The sequence below is a fragment of the Alcaligenes faecalis genome, assembly GCF_041521385.1.
Classification (GTDB): domain Bacteria; phylum Pseudomonadota; class Gammaproteobacteria; order Burkholderiales; family Burkholderiaceae_B; genus Alcaligenes; species Alcaligenes faecalis_E.
The window spans coordinates 4007781-4029172 of record NZ_CP168006.1 but is presented as its reverse complement, the minus strand read 5'-3'; the positions used below and the strand labels follow the sequence as shown (position 1 = coordinate 4029172).

Below are 21392 nucleotides of genomic sequence, written 5' to 3'. Positions count from 1 at the left end.
TCCTTGTGCAAAACAGCATTAAGACCTTGGGTTAACTACGGAGTAATTCTTCCCGGCCCTTCATCCAGCGCAGTAAATGGTGGTGAGCGTGGTCTGGATAATCACGGCGAAAGGTGCTGGCCAATGTTTGGGCCTGCTCGATCAAATCCTCATCGGACTCCAGGCTGGCAAAGCGCAAGCCTGCCTGTCCGGATTGGCGCATGCCCATGAACTCGCCCGGACCTCGCTGTTCCAGGTCGCGGCGGGCAATTTCAAAGCCATCGGTGGTTTCGTACATGGCGCGCAAACGCAGGCGGGCAATAGCGGACAGTGGAGCTTGATACAGCAAGACACAGACAGACTGAATCTGCCCGCGCCCTACCCGGCCGCGCAACTGATGCAATTGGGCCAGACCAAAGCGTTCGGCATGTTCGATAATCATCAAGGAAGCGTTGGGCACGTCGACGCCCACTTCGATGACGGTTGTGGCGACCAATACGTCCAGATTGCCGTTGCGAAACGCATCCATGACTTCGGCTTTTTCCGTGGAGGTCAAACGGCCATGAATCAGACCTACTCGCAAGGGGGCCAAGGCCTTTTCCAGAGCCGCATGGGTGTCAACAGCAGTCTGCAATTGCAACGCTTCGCTCTCTTCGACCAAGGGGCAAACCCAATAGGCTTGTCTACCTTGGGCAACTTCGGCACGTACGCGCGCCATGATTTCATCACGACGATTATCGGCAGCCAGCTTCGTAATGATGGGGCTGCGGCCCGGTGGCAGTTCATCAATCGCCGACACATCCAGGTCTGCAAAAAAAGCCATGGCCAGGGTGCGCGGGATGGGCGTGGCACTCATGTTCAGTTGGTGTGGCAAGTAGGCCTGGCCTTTCTTGTCTTGCGCATCGCCTTTGCGGTTCAGTTCCAGACGCTGGCCAACACCAAAGCGGTGTTGTTCATCCAGAATCACCAGCCCCAACTGCTGGAACTGCACATTGTCCTGAATCAGGGCCTGGGTGCCGATGGCCAGTTTGGCTTGCCCGGAGCTAATGGCTTCATAAGCCAGACGTTTGGCTTTGACGCCCAAACTGCCGCTTAACCAGGCCAGCTCGACGCCTAAGGGCTCCAGCCAGGCGCGCATTTTCAGATAGTGCTGCTCGGCCAGAATTTCAGTGGGTGCCATCAGGGCCACTTGAAACCCACTAGCAATCGCTTGTACGGCAGCAATGGCCGACACAATGGTTTTGCCGCTGCCTACGTCACCCTGCAACAAGCGGTGCATCGGGTAAGCGCGTTTCATGTCCGCACTGATTTCCTTGACGCAGCGTTTTTGAGCCGTCGTTAGCTGGAAGGGCAAAGAGGCCAGCAAGGCTTTGGCCAGATCACTGTTACCTGCGCGCATAGGTTTGGCGCGTTGAGCCTGACGGGCAGCACGAGCTTGCGCCAAGGACAATTGCTGAGCCAGTAATTCATCAAACTTGATGCGGCTCCAGGCCGGATGGCCATGTTCGAACAAATCGTCGTAGCTGAGTTCTGGTGGCGGGTAATGTAAAAGCCGGATGGCCTCGTTAAAAGGCATCAGGCTGTATTCGCGGCGGACCTCTTCTGGCAGGGTATCGCGCAGGTCTGCGTGATTGAGCGCATCGGCAATGGCTTTGCGTAGCTGTACTTGGCTCAGGCCATCGGTAGTGGGGTAAACAGGGGTCAAAGCACGGGCCAGGGGCTGGCCGGCTTTGGTGACTTTGGGATGCACCATTTCCAGGCCATGGAAGCCCTGGCGCACTTCGCCGCGTACTCGCAGCGGCAAATTTCCTTGTAGCTGTTTGAGTTGACTGGGGTAAAAGTGCAGCCAGCGCAAAGCCAGCTCGCCACTGTCATCGGCTATACGTGCATGCAACTGCGCGCGGGGACGAGCCTGGACATCCGTGCTCAGGATGTGTCCTTCAATTTGCGCCACCTTGCCAGGGTAGAGATGGGCGATGGGCTCGACTTTGGTCTCGTCCTCGTAGCGCAAAGGAAGATGGACCACGAAGTCGGCAGGCTCTCGTAGTCCGAGCTTTTCAAACTTCTGATCCAGGCTGAGTGCTTTGCGTGGCGCAGCCCGTTTGGCCTGAGGCGCAGGCCGACCTGCGGTCATGGCAATACGTCTTTAGAAATTGAGGATGGCCTCGACCTCGAACTGAGCGCCTTTGGGCAAGCTGGCCACACCGATGGTGGAGCGTGCGGGGAAAGGCTGGGGAATCAGTTCGGCCATGATGGCATTGGCGCTGGCAAAACGGGACAGATCTGTCAAAAACAAGGTCAGTTTGACGATATCGCCAAGATTGGCGCCAGCTTCTTTGACCACAGCTTCCAGGTTGGCAAATGCCTGGCGTACCTGACCTTCAAAATTTTCAGATACCAGTTCGCCTGTGGCAGGCTCCAGACCGATTTGGCCAGACAGAAATACTGTCTTGCCGCCCGAAGCGATAATGGCCTGAGAGTATGGGCCTACAGCTGCCGGAGCGGCATCGGTGAAGACAACTTGCTTAGTCATAAGAAACCTCTGATGAGTGTTGTACTATCAGAGTTTAAGCGCCTATAGCTAAAATTAACAGATCTTGGCGTGATTATTTTTCCACGAAGGCGCGTTCAATCACGTAGTCACCGGGTTGACCCACACCGGGCGATACTTCAAAACCGCGTTTGTCGAGCATGGCGCTGATATCGGTCAGCATGGCGGGGCTACCGCACAGCATGGCGCGATCCTGAGCGGGGTCTAGCTGGGGAATACCCAGGTCTTCGCACAGCTTGCCGGTCTCGATCAAGTCGGTAATGCGGCCGGTATGACGGAATTCTTCACGGGTGACGGTGGGGTAATACAGCAGTTTTTCGCGTACCACTTCACCAAAGTATTCGTTCTGTGGCAATTCGTTCTGGATGAAATCGGAGTACGCCAGTTCACTGACGAAACGCACGCCGTGAACCAGGACAACTTTTTCAAAACGCTCGTAGGTGTCGGGGTCCTTGATGATGCTCATGAACGGGGCCAGACCGGTGCCGGTTCCAAACAGGAACAGATTGCGGCCCGCGCGCAAGTCGTCAATCACCAAGGTCCCAACGGGTTTGCGGCTGACCAGAATGGTGTCACCCTCTTTCAAGTGTTGCAGGCGCGAGGTTAAAGGACCGTCCTGCACCTTGATACTGAGAAACTCCAGGTTTTCTTCGTAGTTGGCGCTGGCGATACTGTAAGCACGCATCAGCGGCTTGCCATCAACTTCCAGACCGATCATTACAAAGTGCCCATTATGAAAACGAAGGGCGGCGTCGCGAGTGGTGGTAAAGGAGAACAGGGTGTCATTCCAGTGGTGGACGCTGAGCACGTGTTCGGTATTGAAAGCTGCCATGGTAGGTATCGTCTAAAGGGGCAATCGTGCCCGGATCAGTAAGCAAATATTCGTCCATTGTACCGAGTTCCCTCGGTAAATCCATGCTCATCCATTGATACGATTTGATCGCAATCAGGACTTACCATTAAGTTCCATGATCTGCTTTTCCCGGCTTGGGCGTGGATGACACGGCAATTTTCAGCCAGCGAATGGGCCTACATTTCAAATAGCTCTTGCCTAGTTTTTGCATACGTTTGATAATCATTCACATTTTCCGGCTTCGTATCGGTTTTTACGTTATTTCCGTCTGTTTTTGGAGTGTTGATCATGCGCTTTACTCTTCGTAGTCGTGCCCTGACCCAAGCCTTGCTTCTGTCCGTGATGGGCACTATGTCGATGGCGGCTTTTGCTTCCGGCGAAGTCAACCTCTACACCACACGCGAGCCTGGCTTGATCACCCCCTTGCTGGAAACCTTCAGCAAGGACACGGGTGTGAAGGTCAATACCGTGTTTGTGAAAGATGGTTTGATCGAGCGCGTGAAAACAGAGGGCGACAAGTCTCCTGCCGATATTTTGATGACTGTAGATATCGGTAATCTGCTGGATTTGGTGCAAGCCGGTATTACTCAACCTGTCGAGTCCGCCGCCTTGGAAAGTGCAATTCCAGCCAATCTGCGTGGCGCAGACAAGCAGTGGTATTCCCTGTCCCTGCGTGATCGTGTGGCGTATGTAGCCAAGGATGTGGATGTAAAAAGCATTCACTACGAAGATTTTGCCGATCCAAAATGGAAAGGCAAAGTCTGCATCCGCTCCGGCCAGCATCCCTACAATACGGCCTTGGTTGCTGCCATGATTGCCCATAACGGCGCGGAAGCGACCGAACAGTGGCTGCGTGGCGTGAAAGACAATCTGGGCCGCAAGGCAGCCGGCGGTGACCGCGATGTCGCCCGCGATATTTTGGGCGGTATTTGTGATGTTGGTATCGCGAATGCTTACTACGTGGGTCGCATGAAGAACGCCGAACCCGGCAGCGATGCTTACAAATGGGGTGAAGCCATCAATGTGGTGCGTCCTACTTTTGCCGACACCAAGGGCGGTGGCACACACGTGAATATCTCCGGTGCTGCTGTGGCCAAGCACTCCCCTAATAAAGATAACGCCGTCAAACTGCTGGAGTACCTGGTTTCTGAAAAAGCCCAAAGCTTGTACGCCAAGGCCAACTACGAATACCCCGTACGCGCCGGTGTTGAGCTGGATCCCGTTGTTGCCAGCTTCGGCCCCATGACGATTGATCCTTTGCCACTGACTGAAATCGCCAAACATCGCAAGCAAGCCAGCGAGTTGGTAGATAAAGTTGGCTTCGACAACTAAAATCGCCCTACTCTTTTTCTACGACCGCCAGCTTTGAGAAATCAGAGCGGCGGTCGTCGCGCATTCAAGCGCCTGTAATACCTAGCCTTTCATAATGCCCTTTTTTCGTTGTCTGCCCCCTTGGTCTTTGGCCGCTGCTGTGATTGCCCTGATCGTGGCTGCGCCTGTCATTACCTTGTTGACTCACGCCTTGGGCGGCTCGACCGAGCACTGGTCGCATCTGTTCCAGTTTGTTCTGCCCCACGCCATGAGCAATACCTTGCTGCTGCTCCTGGGGGTAGGCGTGGTCGTGAGCTGTCTGGGAGTTGGTTCAGCCTGGCTGATTACCGCCTACGAGTTTCCCGGACGACGAATCTTGCAATGGGCTTTGTTGTTGCCACTGGCTGTTCCAACTTATATCGTGGCCTTTGCCTATTTGGATTTGCTGCATCCGATTGGCCCGATTCAGTCTGCCATTCGCTATGTGTTGGGCTATAGCAGCCCACGCGAATTTCGTTTGCCGGATCTGCGTTCTTTGAGTGGCGCGATTTTCTTGTTGGGCTCGGTGCTCTACCCCTACGTCTATCTGAGCACGCGCGCCATGTTCGCCACGCAATCGGCCAGCCTGTTGGAGGCGGCCCGCATTATGGGGGAATCAGGTCGCAGTGTGTTTTTCCGTGTTGTCTTGCCCATGGCTCGCCCTGCCATTGCGGTCGGTGTCAGCCTGGCTTTGCTGGAAACCTTGAACGATATTGGTGCTTCCGAGTTTCTGGGCGTGCAGACCCTGACCGTGTCTATTTACACCACGTGGGTGACGCGCTCGGATTTAGCCGGTGCGGCGCAAATTGCCGTTTCCATGCTCTGTTTGGTGGCAGCGTTAATCAGCATTGAGCGTTATGGTCGTCGCCGCCAAGCCTATTCCAGTAATCAACGCTCTGAACCGATTCGGCCTACGCGGCTGAAAGGCTCAGCTGCCTGTATTGCCATTGCTTTGGGTGTGGCCCCTGTACTGGTCGGCTTTATCGCCCCATCCTTGTATTTGTTAAATGAGACGATCAAGCATGTAAGCTTGGCTGGTGGCGTGTCAGCCCAATTGCTGAGCAGCGCCTGGAACACCTTGTATATCGCTGCTCTGGCAACCCTGACGACCTTGATCTGTGGTCTGATCGTCGCCTGGGCAGCTCGTGCCGTACGTTCGGGGCGCAAGCCGCGTCTGCCCCGTTTTCTGGCCGGTATCAGCAGTCTTGGGTATGCCATTCCGGGGACGGTGCTGGCAATTGGGCTGTTGACGCCTTTAGTCATGTTCGACTCTTTCTACAATCACGTCATGTCCTGGTTTGGTGTTTCGGCAACGGGTTTGTTGCTGATGGGTTCCACGCTGGCCTTGGTCCTGGCCTACACCCTGCGTTTTCTGGCGATCTCGATTGGTGGTATTGAAGCGGGTCTGGCTCGTATCCCTGCTTCTTTGGAGCAAGCTTCCCGTTTATTGGGCGAAACCCCGGCTGGCACGCTCAAACGCGTACACCTGCCCTTGCTGCGGCCCGCCATGGGGGCTGCTGCCCTGCTTATTTTTGTGGATGCCATGAAAGAGCTGCCTGCGACCTTGTTGCTGCGCCCGATGAATTTCGAGACTTTGGCAACGTGGCTGTATGCGGAAGCGGCTCGTGGGACGTATGAGGAAGGCGCGGTTGCCGCCTTGGCCATTGTTGTGGCTGGTTTGATCCCCGTTATTTTATTGGCGCGTACTCAATTAATGGCCACTGGCCCCCGCACATCATGAATGATTTTCTGGATTTGCAGGCAGTTACCCTGTCCTATGAAACATCTGAAGGCTTTCGGCCAGTCGTTGATCAGCTCAGCCTGCATCTACCCCAAGGGGAGATTGGCTGTTTGCTAGGGGCATCGGGCTGTGGAAAAACGACGGTCTTGCGGGCGATTGCCGGTTTCGAGCCCTTGCGGGCCGGACATATCTTATTGAATGGCCGTGTCTTGTCGGCTGTGTCTCAGCAAGTACCGCCGGAAGATCGCCATGTGGGCATGATGTTCCAGGACTACGCCCTCTTTCCTCACCTGACAGTAGAGAAGAATGTGGCCTTCGGTTTGCGTAAATGGGATAAAGCCCAGCGTCAGGCCCGCGTTCTGGAAATGCTGGAGCTGGTGGATTTGGCCCGTTTGGCGCAACGCTATCCCCATGAATTATCGGGTGGCCAGCAGCAGCGCGTGGCTTTGGCTCGAGCCTTGGCTTCTAAACCTTCTCTGTTGTTGCTCGATGAGCCCTTTTCCAATCTGGATGTGGACACCCGCGAACGCCTTGCCTTCGAGGTACGCGACATTCTGAAAGGCGCAGGTATGACGGCGATTCTAGTCACGCATAATCAGGCTGAAGCGTTTGCGATTGCCGATCGTATTGGTGTGATGCAAGCTGGCAAGATTGTTCAATGGGACACTCCTTACCGCCTGCACCACCACCCCGTAAACGAGTTCGTGGCGGATTTTGTTCGCCGTGAAGCCATCATGGCGCAGCGGGCTCAGGCCTTCTTGCGTGGAGAACCTGCGGAGCTGTAGAACCATCTACACAGGCGCATTTCCGCTCGCGCTTGTCGATATCAATGCTTTTTGAATACAGAACAGGCACCGACCAGCCCACTCGCCCCGTTCCTAACCGTTGCGTTTGAGCAGTGCGCGTTCCGAAGGGGAACCCTGTTCTGTCGCCTTCCTACGGCAAAGTGCGGTGCGTTTGACGGCTGTACATCGCATGAAAACGGGCAAGGCAAGGGCGACCAGGGCAGTCAGTAGTAGCAAGATACGCAGTGACGGCCGCAGCGCAGGCGCTGGATTTACCGACCTCCAGTGTCAGCCGCCATGTCGCGCAACGGGAGCGGCAAATTGGGCAGCGTTTGCTAGAGCGCAGCTCCCGGCAATTACGCCTCACCAGCGTGGGCCAAGGCCTGTTTGATACGGTCCAGCCCTGGTGGGGAGCCTTAAAGCAGGCTGAGCAGGATTTGCTGGATCAGCGTACCCGTTTGTCGGGACGCTTGCGGATTTGCATTCCATCAGAGGTGGGGCCAGTTTTATTGGCGGGTGTTCTGGCGAATTTTGCGGCGCAACATCCGGATCTGGAGCAGCATTGTCAGACCAATCTGGAAGGCCCTGGTGTGCTGATGCAGGATTTTGATCTGGCTTTGTTGATGTGCCGGGGTGCTTTGCCGGATAGCAGTCTGGTCGTGCAGCAGCTCTGCTCTTTTGATTGCCAGGTTGTGGCCGCGCCTGCCTTGATCGAGCAGTACGGCATGCCTGGCAGTCTGGAAGAGTTGGAGTATTTGCCCTGCATTACGACCGATACGGCATTGGATGGTCTGGCCTGGCAGTTCGTTTTGCCCGATGGTCGCTTTCAAGTTCTGAATGTTCCCAGCCGTTTTCGTGTCAATAGTGGTTTGTTGGCTGGCGCTGCTGCCGTCAAAGGCTTGGGTTTTGCATTGTTGGCGCGTCAAGGATGCGAGACAGACATTGCCCAAGGGCGTTTGGTTCCCGTTCCCCTGCCCTTGCCTCCCGCCCCTTTACGGCTGGTGCTGGCCTATACGCATCGACGGCACTTGTCGAACTCGGCGCGTGCCTTGATCGAGTACTTGAAGGAGCAAGACGATATTTTCGCTTTGCCTGGATGAAGGACAAACTAGATTTGAAGCCAGATGCTTATGACTTGTCGCTTGTTGCCGGGTATCGAATGTCTTGAGACTTGTTCTTGCAAGTCAAACGTTGCTATCGCCATGCTATTTAATGGGCTTATCGAACAAGGACACTCGGTTTGAGCATATCAATATGAGGAATGCCGTCCTCTTCGTAAACCTTGCCCACAGGTTCAAACCCTAAAGAACCGTAGAACTTCTGCAAATGCGCCTGTGCGCCAATGCGTATGCCTGCGCCTGGATACAGGGCTTCTGTAAAGCGAATGGCCTCAGCCACCAGCGCATAGCCAATCTTCAGGCTGCGGAACCTGGCCAAGGTCAGGACACGGCCAATCGAGGGTTCGGCATATTTCAAACCGGGCGCGACGACGCGGGCATAGGCCGCCAACTCATTGTCGTTGAACACTGACAAATGCCAGGAATTCAGATCCAGGCCGTCCACGTCCTGGTAGGCGCACTGTTGCTCCACCACAAACACCGCTTCGCGAGCCTGGATGATTGCGTACATTTCCCGCGTGGACAGATCGTCCAGCCGTTTCCATTGAAAAACCAGGTCCATCTCTACTTCCATGACGATAGTGATTTATAGATTGTGTATGGTTGATTGTCTAAGTACGAGTTGCAAGTACAAGTTGGCAGCGTCCTTGCGGCGACAGAGGAATAACGAGGTATGGTAAGCCTATAAAAAGAGCGGCCCGAAAGCCGCTCCTTTTGTTCGTACTGGCCAAAGCCAGCGCCTTCCATCTTAAAGGCCGTAGTACAGGTCGAACTCAACCGGATGCGGCACCATGCGCAAACGAGTGATTTCGGCTTGTTTCAGCTCGATGTAGGCGTCCAGCATTTCATTGCTGAACACACCGCCACGAGTCAGGAATTCGCGATCTTTGTCCAGGGACTCGATCGCTTGTTCCAGTGACACACAAACGGTTGGGATTTTTGCATCCTCTTCGGGTGGCAGATCATACAAGTTCTTGTCGGCGGCATCACCGGGGTGAATCTTGTTTTGCACACCGTCCAGGCCGGCCATCATCAAGGCCGAGAAAGCCAGGTAAGGGTTGGCCATTGGATCGGGGAAGCGGGCCTCCACACGACGTGCCTTGGGGTTGCTGACGTAAGGAATGCGGATCGAGGCCGAACGGTTACGGGCGGAGTATGCCAGCTTGACCGGAGCTTCAAAGTGCGGAACCAGACGCTTGTAGGAGTTGGTTGAGGGGTTGGTGATGGCGTTCAGGGCACGGGCGTGCTTGATGATGCCGCCAATGTAGAACAAGGCGAACTCGGACAGACCGGCGTATTCGTTACCGGCAAACAAGTTCTGGCCGTCTTTCCAGATGGACTGGTGTACGTGCATGCCAGAGCCGTTGTCACCGACGACAGGCTTGGGCATGAAAGTGGCTGTTTTGCCATACACATGCGCCACGTTGTGGACGGTGTATTTCAGGATCTGGTTCCAGTCTGCACGTTCGACCAGGGTCGAGAAGCGAGTACCGATTTCCAACTGGCCGGGGGCTGCCACTTCGTGGTGATGGATTTCAACAGGAACGCCCTGTTGTTCCAGCAGCAAACACATTTCGGAGCGCAGGTCTGCAAACGAATCTGTGGGCGACACAGGAACGTAGCCGCCTTTGACGCCAGGACGGTGCCCCAGGTTGTTGCCATTGAGTTCCAGACCGCGCGACCAGGGGGCTTCTTCGGAACGAATCTTCACGAAGCTGCCTGACATGTCGTCGTTCCAGGTAATACCGTCGAACACGAAGAACTCTGGCTCGGGACCAAAGTACGCGGTATCGCCCAAACCACTGGAGCGCAGGTAGGCTTCAGCACGTTTGGCCAACGAACGTGGGTCGCGGTCGTAACCTTTCAAATCGGAAGGCTCGACCACATCGCAGGTCAGAATCAGGGTGGGCTCTTCACGGAACGGGTCCATACGGGCGGTTTTGGCGTCCGGGATGAGCAACATGTCCGAGGCTTCAATTCCTTTCCAGCCAGGCAAGGAAGAACCGTCAAAAGCGACACCCGACTCAAAGCGATCCTCGTCCACCGCGTGTGCGGGGGTGGTCAAGTGGTGCTCGCGGCCCAGGGTATCAGTAAAGCGGAAATCGACAAACGTGATTTCGCGTTCGGCAATGATCTTCAGAACATCTTCGGGGGAGGACATGATTACTCCAGCGTCAATGACGTTAACAAAAAGTGAGGAGGAGTGGCGCGGATCATTGTGTAACCCACTAAGGCAGGTCTTTAACACGCTTATCAAAATCGGGACTGAATTGATGCAAACAGACCGGCATCGATAAATTCGTTATGGCATAGGACTTACCAGAAATTAATTGTAGAGCAATTGTGCAGATGCACAATAAAAAATGTCTTAAATAAACAATTAAATGTCAGGAGCCTTCATCTGGCAGGAATGATTCCTGTAAATCATTTAAGAATCGCCAGCCTAAATCGGTGGTGTGAACACGAACCGGGTCGGCAGCCAGCAAACCTTTCTCGATATTGAGCTTGATGATGGGAAGGATCTGCGCAAGTGGTACGCCCGTGCGTTCCTGGAAGTACTGGGCAGGTACGCCCTCTTTCAGACGCAGCACATTCAGCATGAACTCAAAAGGCAGCTCTTTGGGCGTGACGCGGGCGTTGTGCGCATAGTGGCTGCCGTCGCGCTTGATGGCATTCTGCATCCATTGCGCCGGGCTGCGGGTGGTGGCGGTACGGATAATGCGGTCGTGAAAGGACAGTTTGCCGTGGGCGCCTGGGCCTATGCCGATATAGTCACCAAACTCCCAGTAATTCAGGTTATGGCGGCTATGGCCACCGCGCTTGCTGTAGGCCGAGATCTCGTACTGGTTCCAGCCACGGCTGGCAGTCAGTTCGATCAAGCGGTCCTGCATGGCGGCGCTATCGTCGTCATCGGGCAAGGCAGGCGGGTATTTCGCGAAGACGGTATTGGGTTCCAGCGTCAGATGGTAGAGCGACAAGTGCTCCGTCTCATACGACATGGCCTGCACAATGTCCTGCTCGGATTGCGCTGGGGTCTGCCCCGGCAAGGCGTACATGACGTCCAGGTTTACGCGGTCTACGGCTTTCATGGCGGCCTCAATGGCTTGCCGTGCTTGCTGGCTGTCGTGAATGCGGCCCAGCGCTTTCAGGGCCTCATCGTTAAAGCTCTGAATGCCCAAAGAGATCCGGTTTACGCCACTTTGCGCAAAATCCATGAAGCGCGAGGCTTCCGAGGCTCCAGGATTGGCTTCCAGCGTAATTTCTGCGTCGGGCAGCAAGTTCAGGTGGGAACGCAGCAAGGCCAGCATGCGGTCCAGCGTCTGTGCCGACAGCAGGCTGGGCGTGCCGCCACCGATAAATACGGAAATTACCTGTCTGCCCCAGACCAGCGGCAAGGTTTGTTCCAGATCGGCCTGCAAAGCGTCCAGATACTCGTTTTCGGGCAATTCAGCGGGTGCTTCGTGTGAGTTGAAGTCACAGTACGGGCATTTGCGTACGCACCAGGGCACGTGCACGTAGACGGACAAGGGCGGCAGGCTGGGCAGCAGCGTTGCCGGTCCGGAGCCAGGCCGAATGCGCACCTCGGGTGAGAAAGCAGTCATGGTTTTACTCGGCGGCCAGGCGGGTCAACAAGGCTTGCATGGCTTGTGCCCGGTGGCTGTATTGGTTCTTCACTTCCGGCGAGAGCTGCGCCGCGGTTTGCTTGAACTCGGGCAGATAAAAGTGGGGGTCGTAGCCAAAGCCGTGCTCGCCAGCGGGTTGATCCTGAATTTCCCCTTTCCAGACGCCTTCAATCACAATGGGCCGTGGATCCTGGGCATGGCGCACATACACCAGAACGGCCACATAACAGGCGCGGCGGTCGCTTTGTCCTTGCAGACGCTGGACCAGTAAGGCGTTATTGGCAGAGTCGGACTTTTCACCGCCCAGTTCGCGGGCGGCAAAGCGCGCGGAGTACACACCGGGGGCCTCGTCCAGGGCGCGCACACAGAGGCCGGAGTCATCGGCCAGGGCGGGCAAGCCGCTTAACTGGCTGGCATGACGGGCCTTGGCCAGCGCATTCTCGATAAAAGTGGCAAAGGGTTCCTCGGCCTCGGGGATGTTCAATTGGCCTTGGGGAACCATGCTGATACCGGCCTGGGCCAGGATGGCGGAAAATTCCTTGAGCTTGCCGGCATTGTTGGAGGCCAGGACAACACGCTTGGATTCAGTGTTCATAAGTCGCAGCAGGCGGCAAAGCGCCTTGTTCAGTAAAAAATGGCAAGGCGCCGTGCCAGGCAGTGTGTGCTGCAGGGGACGGCGTTCCAATAGCAGTGTGCCCCGTCGCCTGGCGGTGTCGCGCAGGAAGCAGGACAGACCCGTTTCATCGTGATCAGCCCTGCAAGGCCTGTTTCTGGGCTTGCATCAGCTCGGCAATGCCCTGCTCGGCCAGATCCAGCAAGCGGTTCAAGGTGGGGCGCGCAAAGGTCTGGCCTTCGGCGGTGCCCTGCACTTCCACCAGATTGCCGCTGCCTGTCATGACGATATTCATGTCCACGCCGCAAGCGGAGTCTTCCAGATAATCCAGATCCAGCACAGGGTTGGATTCAAACACACCGACCGAAACGGCCGCCAGTTGATCCAGAATGGGCGAGGCTTGCAGTTTGCCCTGCTCCTGCAGGCTGCGTACGGCCAGACTGGCGGCGACCCAGGCGCCGGTAATGCTGGCGCAGCGGGTGCCGCCGTCGGCTTGCAGAACGTCGCAGTCAATGTGAATGGTGCGCTCGCCCAGGGCTTTCAGATCGAAGACGGCGCGCAGGCTGCGGCCGATCAGACGCTGGATTTCCTGGGTGCGGCCATTTTGCTTGCCACGGGCCGCTTCACGGTCCGAGCGGGTGTGCGTGGAGCGAGGCAGCATGCCGTATTCCGCCGTTACCCAGCCCTGCTCCTTGCCTTTCAGAAAGGGAGGGACTTTATCGAGCACGCTGGCATTGCACAGAACATGGGTTTCCCCCAGACGGATCAGTACCGAGCCTTCGGCGTGACGGGTAAAACCCGTTACCAACTCGATAGGACGGCATTGTGCAGCAGATCGACCCGAAGGGCGTGCAATCGTAGCGTTTTCAGACAAGGCTAGGCTCCGGACAAAATTCAAAACGCTTATTGTACGCCTTGCGGCACGGGCCGTAGCGCCACACCCATGTCCATCCACTTGTCGGCCTGACAGGTAAAAAGCAAGATTTGATGGCGCTGGGCGGCATCGTGAATAATGCGCTTCATGGCCCCCAGGCGATCGTTGTCACTGTGGACCAGCACGTCATCCAGAATCAGCAAGGTAGGACGTCCAGCCTGTTGCAACAAATCCGCATAGGCCAGACGGGCAATCAGGCCAATTTGTTCGCGTGCGCCAAAGCTCAAACCATCAATATCGTCAGCCAGGCCTTGGCCGCTATCGCGTTGCAACCAGCGTGGAGCCAGATGGTCGTCAAGCTCCACCCGCGCTTTGCCCAGAAGCAGGCGCAGATAGTGATTGATGTGTTTTTGCAAAGGCTCGTGCAATTGCTGAGTCAAGGCATTGCGCTGCTCTCGCAGGACAGACAGCAACAGGCGCAGGGCGGCGACACGGCGCTCGTAAGTGGTGCAACGACGCTGGCAATCCTGCAAACGCAACGAGGTCTGGTCAATGTGTTCTTCCAGGCCTTGCGCACCGTGGGTTTCCAGCTTGGTTTGCACCAGTTGGGCGACCAGACGGGCCTCGTGATAGCTTTGCTCCTGCTGCTGGGCGCTGCGCTCCAGACGTTGCAGGTCCTGCTCCAGAACCGACACGGGCAAGGTGGCCAGCTCGGTTTCCAAAGCCCTTTGATCGGCCAGTTGCTGCTCGCGTTGCAGGCGCAGTTGTCCCCATTGCTGCTCGCGCTCCTGCTGCGCTTGCTGGCGTTGCGGATCAGCCCATTGCTGTTCCAAGCTATCGGCTTCAGCCTGAGCCTGCTCCAGACGGGCTTGAGTGCGGGCGACGGCTTCGCGGGCGTCGTGCCAGTCGCTTTCCAGCGCACGGTATTGCTGTTCGGCCATCGTCGCGTCTTGGGCGATACGGCCCAGCTCCGAGGCCGCGATGACCTGACCTTGTGGACGTTGCGGGGCTACGCGCTGTTGGCTTGCCTGAACCAGACCTTGCAAATGCGCTTTCCCCTGTGGGGCCAGTGCTTTCATGGAACTGCGCAACAGTCGGTCTTGCTGCTCTTGTTCCCGATAGTGTTCGCGGCGGCGCTCCAGTTCTTCCAGGCTTTTTCCACCCAGTTTGCCAAGCGCCTGTGCGTAATCCTGCTGGGTTTGTGCCAGTTGCTGTTGCACTTTGCCCAGATCGCGGCCACCGGGAATGATACGTAGCCGGCCCATTCCTGGCAGCTCAATCAGGGTGCTGACGCTAAGATGGGCGCGGTGCTGGCCTTGAATGGGCTCGGCATCCAACAACAGGCTAGCCCCATCTTGCAATTCGATTTGTAGTTCGGTGGAAATGGCCTCCAACTGGTGCTGCAAGCGTTGAATCAGTTGGTGCTGCTGGCGCAATTGATCCAGTGCCTCGTCGCTGATTTTTAACTTCACCAAGGCGGCACCGCATTGTGCCAACTGGGTTTCCAGCTTGCACAATTCTTCCAACTGTCCTTGCACCTGCTGCAATTGCTGCTGGACGCCTTCAAAACTGGCTTGATCCTGAAACCATTGTTGCCAGGTACGGGCGCGTTCCTGCTCCTGCCGGCTGGCATCTTTATAGCTACGGGCCTGCTCCAGGCGCTGGCTCAGGCTATTGAGTGTGCCCTGCTCTTGCGCCAGCTTGGCGCCTAAGGATTTCACTTGCTCGGCACGCAGGCTGCGTTGGCTGGCCCATTCCTGGTCGCGTTCCCCCGCTTGCTGATAGAGCTTTTCACGCTCTGCCAGCATGGTCAGTGCCTGTTGTACTTCCTTGGCACGTTCTTGCAATTGGCGGGCTTGCAGCAACTGAACCTGCACTTGTTTGGCTTGCTCGCGCAACTGTTCCCAAGGACGGTTAGCTTCGGCGTGGGCAATTTGCGTGCGAGCCTGCGCCAGGTCATCCACCCATTGCCGGTACTGCTGCAAGGCAGATTGCTGGCTCTGTAACTGCTCTTCCAGCTCCTTGGCTTCTTTCTGCGCTGCCAGCCAGACGCCGCGTGGCTGTCCGTGAGCCTGGGTCACATATTGATCCAACTGTTGCTGGGCCTGTTCGATCAGATAATCCCCGTCTGCGCTGGTCAGATCAGCAATTTCACTACCCAAAGCTTGTTGCAGGGTGCCGCTGGCATGTTCAACCGAGCTGCGCAAGTCCTGGCCCTGTCCTTGCTCTATCCATAACAGGCCCGGCACGCCCCAGTTACGGGCCTGACTGCTGCCTTTGGAGGCGTACTCAAAGCCCATTTGCTGGGCCAAGTATTGCTCTGCCTCGTCATTGTCCAGGTGTTGATTGCCTATATACAGATCACAGCGTTTGCGTTTCAAGAAACGCTTGTTCAGGCGCATATCCTGGCCATTCAGACTGAAATCCAGTTCGATTTCTGGTGCAGCCGAGGAATCGCCCCAAGGCAGGATTTTCGTCAGGCTGCCCGTGCCATAACGCTCGAAAAAAACCGTGCGCAAGGCTTCGGCCAAGGTACTTTTTCCAGCCTCATTCGGGGCACTGATGATGTTCAGGCCCGGCTCCAGCTTGTCCAGTGATACGGGCTGGCGAAAACGCTTGAATTGCTCTACACGTAGGGACTTAATGTGCATGACCATCTTCCTTGTCGCGTAGCAAACCGGCCAGAATCAGCAAGGCATCTTCAGCCGCCTGCTGTTGGCTACCGTGGCGCAGCTCTTGCAATTGTTGCAATGCGGCCTGCAGATAGCCATCGGCTTGCAAGGCATTAAGATCTTCCTCGGAAGGAGCAAGGCGCAAGGCATCGCGCTGACAATCCCAGGCGCGGCAACGGGCTTGGGCCTGCCCCAGAATGTGCTCCAGACGCTCAAAACCGCTCAGGCTCAGTTGGCCAGACAGTTCCAGCTCCACCACACTTTGATCGGCCAAGGCATTCAGTTCCCGCTCCAGTAGGTCCAGATCCGTGTCGTCATTCACATGGTGCTGGATGCTGCGCCAAGGGTGCTGTGCAGTTGGCAAGACTTGAACGACGGGCGTAGCGCCTGGCTCACTGATGTCGACCAGTAACGCCTGTCCAGAATCGTTATCCCGAAAGCGGTCTGGCTCAGGTGTTCCGCTGTAGTAACAGCGATCGTTGATTTTGACAGTGCCGTGCCAGTCGCCCAGCGCCAGATAGTCCAGACTGGCGCGTTGGACGCGGTTTTGATCAATCTGGTTATGGCTGTCCAGATGCTCCAGCACCCCGCTGATGCTGCCGTGTGCCAAGCCCAGGCGCCAGTAACCCGCCGGGCTTTCGGCCTGATCGAACCAGTCGCTCAAGTCTTGATACGTCTGGCGCTGTGTCAACGGTGCTGGCAATACAGCTACCTTCAGACTGTCCAGCAAAAATGGTTCTGGTTTGTCAAGAATATGCACATAGTCCGGGATGCAGTTCAAGCGGCGCGCACGTGTCCAGACGCTTTCGCTCAAGGCCGCGTCATGGTTGCCAGGCAGGAGCAGCCAGGGGCCGGTGAAACCGGCCATGGCATTGAAACTGCGGCGCAGATTGCGCTCGCTCAGGGTTTGCGAGTCAAAGACGTCGCCTGCTACAACAATCAGATCGGCGCGATGTTCTGTAGCCAGCGCGGCCAGCTTCTCGATAGCCTTGAAACGCGCCTCAGCCAGGGCGGCCGCGTCCTCCAGCTCGAAACGTGAGTACTGGCGACCTATCTGCCAATCGGCTGTATGCAGGATTCGTAGCATGACTGCCCTTAGTGATGATAAAAAATCGGCCCTTACAGGCCTTGAATGCCTAAAGTATAGAGCTTTGTCGCGGCAAGAGGAGCGGCCAAAGCCGCGACCTGAGAGTACAATTGGCGGCTTTATTCCATTCTTAAAGTGACCCACCCATGATCCGTAGCATGACCGCGTTTGGCAGCGCCAAGGCCGAGTCCGAAGCAGGCACTATCAATATCGAGATGCGCAGCGTCAACAACCGCTTTCTGGACCTGAATCTGCGTTTGCCCGAGGAACTGCGCTTTGCGGAGAATCTACTGCGCGAGCTGGCCGCCCAAGGTGTGCAACGCGGCAAGCTGGAATTGCGGGTCAATTTTGCTCGTAGCGGCACGGATCAGCAACGCAGCCTGGATATGGAAGCGGTCGAGCGCACGGCACAGATGCTGCAAGTGGCACGCGTGGCTATTCCGGACCTGCCTGCGCCCGAGCTGCATACCTTGTTGAGCAATCAAAGTGGCAATAACTCGGGCATGGACCCCGACGTCTGGCTACCCATGATCAGCCAGGCTTTTGAAGCAGCCTTGCAGGATTTTCAGGCGACCCGAGAGCGTGAAGGCCAGCGTCTGGCACAAGCCATGCTGGATATTCGCCAGGACATGAGCGCCATTGTGGACGAGGTTGAACAGCACCTACCCTCGATTCTGACAGAGCAAAAGAACAAGATTGCCACTCGCTTGCATGACGCCTTGTTGCAAGCCAGCCAGGACGGTTTTGCCCTGATTTCGGGCGAAGAACTGTCTGCCCGTGTCGCCCAGGAAGCGGCTGTTTTCTCCCTGCGTATTGATGTGGCCGAGGAAATCGCCCGCCTGCGTTCGCACTTGACCGAGCTGGAGCTGATTCTGAACGGCGATACCAGTGTGATCTCCAGCAAGAAAAGCACACGCCAAGGCAGCACCGGCAAGCGTTTGGACTTCTTGTTCCAGGAGATGAACCGTGAGGCCAATACCCTGGGCTCCAAGGCGGGCGGCATGGACATGACACGTGCTTCTATCGACCTGAAGCTATGTATTGAGCAACTGCGCGAACAGACGCAAAACATCGAGTAAACCAGCCGGTGCCTTATTTTCTGCCCACCAATCGTTTTTTCTGTAGGTGCTGTCTGCGTAAACTGTGTTAAACCTCAGTTTTTTTACATTATTTTCAAGAAAACCGTCTTGCTCAGGCCTGGCGGTTTTTTTGTGGGCTTTTTCTGATCATGTCCAAACTCTCTGTTGCTGTTTTTTTTGAAAGTGGTCTAGTAAATCCAGGAATAAATACAGACACTTTATAAGCTGCCTTAATATATAAAAATAAAATAGCGATTTTTAAAACAAAAAAATAAAACAAGAATAAGAAACTGTTTTTATAAATAATGAATCCGATATTAAAAGTTCAAAAACGAATTGTTGGTTTTAAATAAATTCATACTTAATTGTCTGTCTGCTAATTAGGTGGCTTGCCAGTTTTGTCCTGGGGTTTTCTCGACAAGGCTATGTAAAACGTCATCTTTTTGACAGTTGTGTTTCTGGTTTTAAAACGGCGTTTTTTCTGGGCCCGGTCTGGATGCCCCGCTCGGCTCCTCGTGTTTTTTTCTGCCTTTTTTCACCTCTGGCCTTCCCGTACAATAGCCAGCGTTGCGCTGCGCTTAGGCGGCTTATTAAAGGACAGGAAACACATGAATTTCATTTTTCGTGGAAATGAAATATTGGTCAGCAGCCAGGAAGGACAAGCCTTGATTCCCGCCAAACCCGCGCTGGATTTAGCTCCGGCGCAATGGCATGCTCTTTTTCCGGGCGAGGATTGTCAGGATTTTGCGTGCCACGTCGCAGCCCAAACCCCGGCTCCAGATGGTTTTACCTTTCGTCCCTTGCGCGGCGTGCTCTCGCAACTGGGCGATCAAGCCAGTTTGGTGAACCGGGCTTTTCAAGTTTCAGAATGGGCGCGTAGCCATCGCTACTGTGGTGTCTGCGCTTCGGCCATGGAGCGTGTGAAGCATGAGTTATGTTTTCGCTGCACTTCCTGTGGCTTCTCGGCGTATCCCCGAATCTCCCCAGCAATGATGGTATTGATCCGGGACAAGGACCGTATCTTGTTAGCCTGCCACTCCACCTATGCCACGGCGCGTTACACGGCTCTGGCCGGTTTTGTGGAGGCAGGTGAAAACCTGGAAGAAGCCATTCACCGCGAGGTCATGGAGGAAGTGGGGCTGCGCGTGAACAATATCCGGTATTTTGGCAGCCAGTCCTGGCCGTTCCCGCATTCTTTGATGGTGGCCTATACCGCCGAATACGCGGGTGGCGAGTTGTGCATTCAAGCTGATGAAATCAATGACGCGCGCTGGTTTGGCCCGAACGATACCCTGCCCGATCTTCCCCACACGGATTCCATCGCGGGTCGTTTGATTCGGGCCAATCTTCCGGGCCAGACCAAGAACTAGCGTTTGGTTCAGGTCGCCAGATGGGCGGCAACTGTACGCAGCATACGGCCCAGATCCTCGCGTTCATCAGGATTGAGTACGGACAGGGCATTATCAATCATTGCCTTGGCGGCGGGCCAGACTTGCGCATAGCGTTCGCGGCCTGTTTCGCTCAGGTAGACACGCATATAGCGACTGTCATTTTCGTCTGCACGACGCTGCACCAATTCACGCTCTTCCATCTGGTCAATCACCCGGCTCAAGACCGGCTGATGCACAACGATGGCCTTGGCAATTTCACCGATGCTGCGTCCATCTTCATCCCAAAGATATTGCAAGACCCGGAAATGCACATAAGTCATATTGTGCTCACGCAAGGTAGTCGATCTTAGCGTTTGGTCCAGCTTGTAGATAATGCTCGCCATCTGGAAGGCCAGATTGGTCTCGACACAACTGTCAGGAATGGAAACGGGAGTTTTGCTCATGATGCCTTGGGAGAGTCAGTCCTGCGCTTGCCGCCCCATGAAACCGGAGCGACAAGCGGACCGTCAGTATACTAGCAGAGCTTCGCTTGAACGGTTCCCGTAGGCATGTGACTGGCAGCCCGGAAAATCTGCGTGTAGCTCCAGGGATTGGCCATGGCAGAACGCACGACCTGCGTACGCACGGCATCAGGCAAGGCGCTGATCTCGCCATACAGACAGGACCACTTCTGGCAGTGCTCCACAATCTCGCGTTCATTGTTTTCCCAGGCTTCCAGAGCTTCGGGGATGTCACGCGCATCCTGTACCTTTTCCAGGAAGGTGGCCAGAGCCAGACCATTTTGCATGGCCATGCCCCCACCCTGCCCCAGGTTGGGCGGTTGCGCGTGGGCAGCATCACCCAGAATCGCCGTGCGTCCACTGGACCAGGTTTTGCAACGCGTCACACTGTAACGACCCCAACTGACCGGGCCATCTGCACGTTCAATCAGGTGTGCCCAATGCGGGAACAAGGCGGACCAGTATTCCTTGTCGATCCGGGTATTGCTGGCGCGCACATCGTCGTACGGGCACGTTAAGGCCAGATAGGTTTGGGTTTCGCTGACGGGCGTAATCAGCAAGCGATGCAGACCGTTCCAGTTCTCGATGTATTTTTGAGCATCTTGTTCATCGGTGTCGCTCGGCTTGCGCTCGATCATGGTGCGCAAGGCTCCTTCGCGGGTTTGCTCGTGCACCAGTTCCAGACCTAAAGACTGGCGGATGCGCGACCAGATACCATCAGCACCCACGACCAGATCAGCACGTAAACGCTCGCCCGAGGCCAGTTGAACTTCTCCGCGTGCGCTGGCGGCAATGACTTCTACATTCGTGCGAACTTTCACGCCTGCGCGCTTGCCCGCTTGCTCCAGCGACTTCAACAATTGCGAGCGCATCACGGTAATCAGACGACGATCAGGCGGCGTGGGGCCGCAATCGATGACTTCATTATTCAGATCGCGCTGCTCAAAGTGGCTACCGTAGAAAGCGCCTTCAATCGCTTGCTCGTAAGCCCCCAGGGCTTTCAGAACGCGCAGGCCGTTTTCCCAGATATAGATACCGGAGCCATTGGCGCGCAATTCAGACTGGCGCTCCAGCACGGTGACATCCCAGCCGCGTTGCGCCAAAGCGGCGGCGGTTGCCAAGCCACCCAGGCCACCGCCTGCGATCAAGGCACTTAGTTTTTTATCGGACATGCTG

At 55.9% G+C, this 21392-nt stretch carries 18 protein-coding genes; 6 read left to right on the top strand and 12 right to left on the bottom strand.

Annotation, left to right across the window (positions count from 1 at the left end):
* Positions 1-31: 31 nt before the first annotated feature.
* The 3 genes from recG to ACDI13_RS17595 form a co-directional block, all read right to left on the bottom strand.
* Positions 32-2113, bottom strand: a complete 2082-nt coding sequence (recG, locus tag ACDI13_RS17605; protein ID WP_316988625.1) for an ATP-dependent DNA helicase RecG — start codon at positions 2111-2113, stop codon at positions 32-34.
* A gap of 12 nt (positions 2114-2125) precedes the next feature.
* Entirely contained in the window at positions 2126-2512 is a 387-nt protein-coding gene (locus ACDI13_RS17600) for a Rid family detoxifying hydrolase (RefSeq protein WP_042480596.1), read from the bottom strand.
* A 73-nt stretch (positions 2513-2585) separates the two neighbouring features.
* Positions 2586-3362: a ferredoxin--NADP reductase gene (locus ACDI13_RS17595; RefSeq protein ID WP_316988204.1), complete on the bottom strand. Its 777-nt coding sequence runs from the start codon at positions 3360-3362 to the stop codon at positions 2586-2588.
* A gap of 309 nt (positions 3363-3671) precedes the next feature.
* On the opposite strand from ACDI13_RS17595, the gene ACDI13_RS17590 reads away from it, so the two are divergent.
* The 4 genes from ACDI13_RS17590 (at position 3672) to ACDI13_RS17575 (ending at position 8359) form a co-directional block, all read left to right on the top strand.
* Positions 3672-4715 (top strand): Fe(3+) ABC transporter substrate-binding protein, encoded by a 1044-nt coding sequence (locus ACDI13_RS17590; protein WP_316988203.1) that lies wholly within the window; start codon positions 3672-3674, stop codon positions 4713-4715.
* A 94-nt stretch (positions 4716-4809) separates the two neighbouring features.
* Complete coding sequence (locus tag ACDI13_RS17585) at positions 4810-6474, top strand: iron ABC transporter permease (RefSeq protein WP_316988202.1); 1665 nt, start codon at positions 4810-4812, stop codon at positions 6472-6474.
* Complete coding sequence (locus ACDI13_RS17580) at positions 6471-7259, top strand: ABC transporter ATP-binding protein (RefSeq protein WP_316988201.1); 789 nt, start codon at positions 6471-6473, stop codon at positions 7257-7259. The genes ACDI13_RS17585 and ACDI13_RS17580 overlap by 4 nt, the downstream gene beginning before the upstream one ends.
* Before the next feature lie 245 nt (positions 7260-7504).
* A complete protein-coding gene (locus ACDI13_RS17575) occupies positions 7505-8359 on the top strand; it encodes a LysR family transcriptional regulator (protein ID WP_316988200.1) in 855 nt (284 codons plus the stop codon).
* Positions 8360-8477: 118 nt separating this feature from the next.
* Here ACDI13_RS17575 and ACDI13_RS17570 read toward each other — a convergent pair whose 3' ends face one another.
* The 7 genes from ACDI13_RS17570 to ACDI13_RS17540 form a co-directional block, all read right to left on the bottom strand.
* Entirely contained in the window at positions 8478-8939 is a 462-nt protein-coding gene (locus ACDI13_RS17570) for a GNAT family N-acetyltransferase (protein WP_316988199.1), read from the bottom strand.
* Positions 8940-9125: 186 nt separating this feature from the next.
* Positions 9126-10538, bottom strand: coding sequence for a type I glutamate--ammonia ligase (glnA, locus tag ACDI13_RS17565; protein WP_316988198.1), 1413 nt, complete (start codon positions 10536-10538; stop codon positions 9126-9128).
* 226 nt (positions 10539-10764) lie between these two features.
* Entirely contained in the window at positions 10765-11979 is a 1215-nt protein-coding gene (hemW, locus tag ACDI13_RS17560) for a radical SAM family heme chaperone HemW (protein WP_316988197.1), read from the bottom strand.
* Positions 11980-11983: 4 nt separating this feature from the next.
* Positions 11984-12595, bottom strand: coding sequence for an RdgB/HAM1 family non-canonical purine NTP pyrophosphatase (rdgB, locus tag ACDI13_RS17555; protein ID WP_316988196.1), 612 nt, complete (start codon positions 12593-12595; stop codon positions 11984-11986).
* Between the two features lie 154 nt (positions 12596-12749).
* A complete protein-coding gene (rph, locus tag ACDI13_RS17550; protein WP_026482596.1) occupies positions 12750-13487 on the bottom strand; it encodes a ribonuclease PH in 738 nt (245 codons plus the stop codon).
* 29 nt (positions 13488-13516) lie between these two features.
* A complete protein-coding gene (locus ACDI13_RS17545) occupies positions 13517-16138 on the bottom strand; it encodes an AAA family ATPase (RefSeq protein ID WP_316989709.1) in 2622 nt (873 codons plus the stop codon).
* Positions 16128-17246, bottom strand: coding sequence for a metallophosphoesterase (locus ACDI13_RS17540; protein ID WP_316989710.1), 1119 nt, complete (start codon positions 17244-17246; stop codon positions 16128-16130). Before ACDI13_RS17540 ends, ACDI13_RS17545 begins: the two co-directional genes overlap by 11 nt.
* A gap of 146 nt (positions 17247-17392) precedes the next feature.
* On the opposite strand from ACDI13_RS17540, the gene ACDI13_RS17535 reads away from it, so the two are divergent.
* Positions 17393-18325, top strand: a complete 933-nt coding sequence (locus ACDI13_RS17535) for a YicC/YloC family endoribonuclease (RefSeq protein WP_316989711.1) — start codon at positions 17393-17395, stop codon at positions 18323-18325.
* A gap of 608 nt (positions 18326-18933) precedes the next feature.
* Positions 18934-19695, top strand: a complete 762-nt coding sequence (nudC, locus tag ACDI13_RS17530) for an NAD(+) diphosphatase (protein ID WP_316989712.1) — start codon at positions 18934-18936, stop codon at positions 19693-19695.
* A gap of 8 nt (positions 19696-19703) precedes the next feature.
* Here the strand turns inward: nudC and ACDI13_RS17525 are convergent, their stop codons facing one another.
* Together ACDI13_RS17525 and ACDI13_RS17520 are read right to left on the bottom strand one after the other, a co-directional pair.
* Positions 19704-20159 (bottom strand): MarR family winged helix-turn-helix transcriptional regulator, encoded by a 456-nt coding sequence (locus ACDI13_RS17525; protein ID WP_316989713.1) that lies wholly within the window; start codon positions 20157-20159, stop codon positions 19704-19706.
* A 71-nt stretch (positions 20160-20230) separates the two neighbouring features.
* Complete coding sequence (locus tag ACDI13_RS17520) at positions 20231-21388, bottom strand: NAD(P)/FAD-dependent oxidoreductase (protein ID WP_316989714.1); 1158 nt, start codon at positions 21386-21388, stop codon at positions 20231-20233.
* Between the last annotated feature and the right edge of the window lie 4 nt (positions 21389-21392).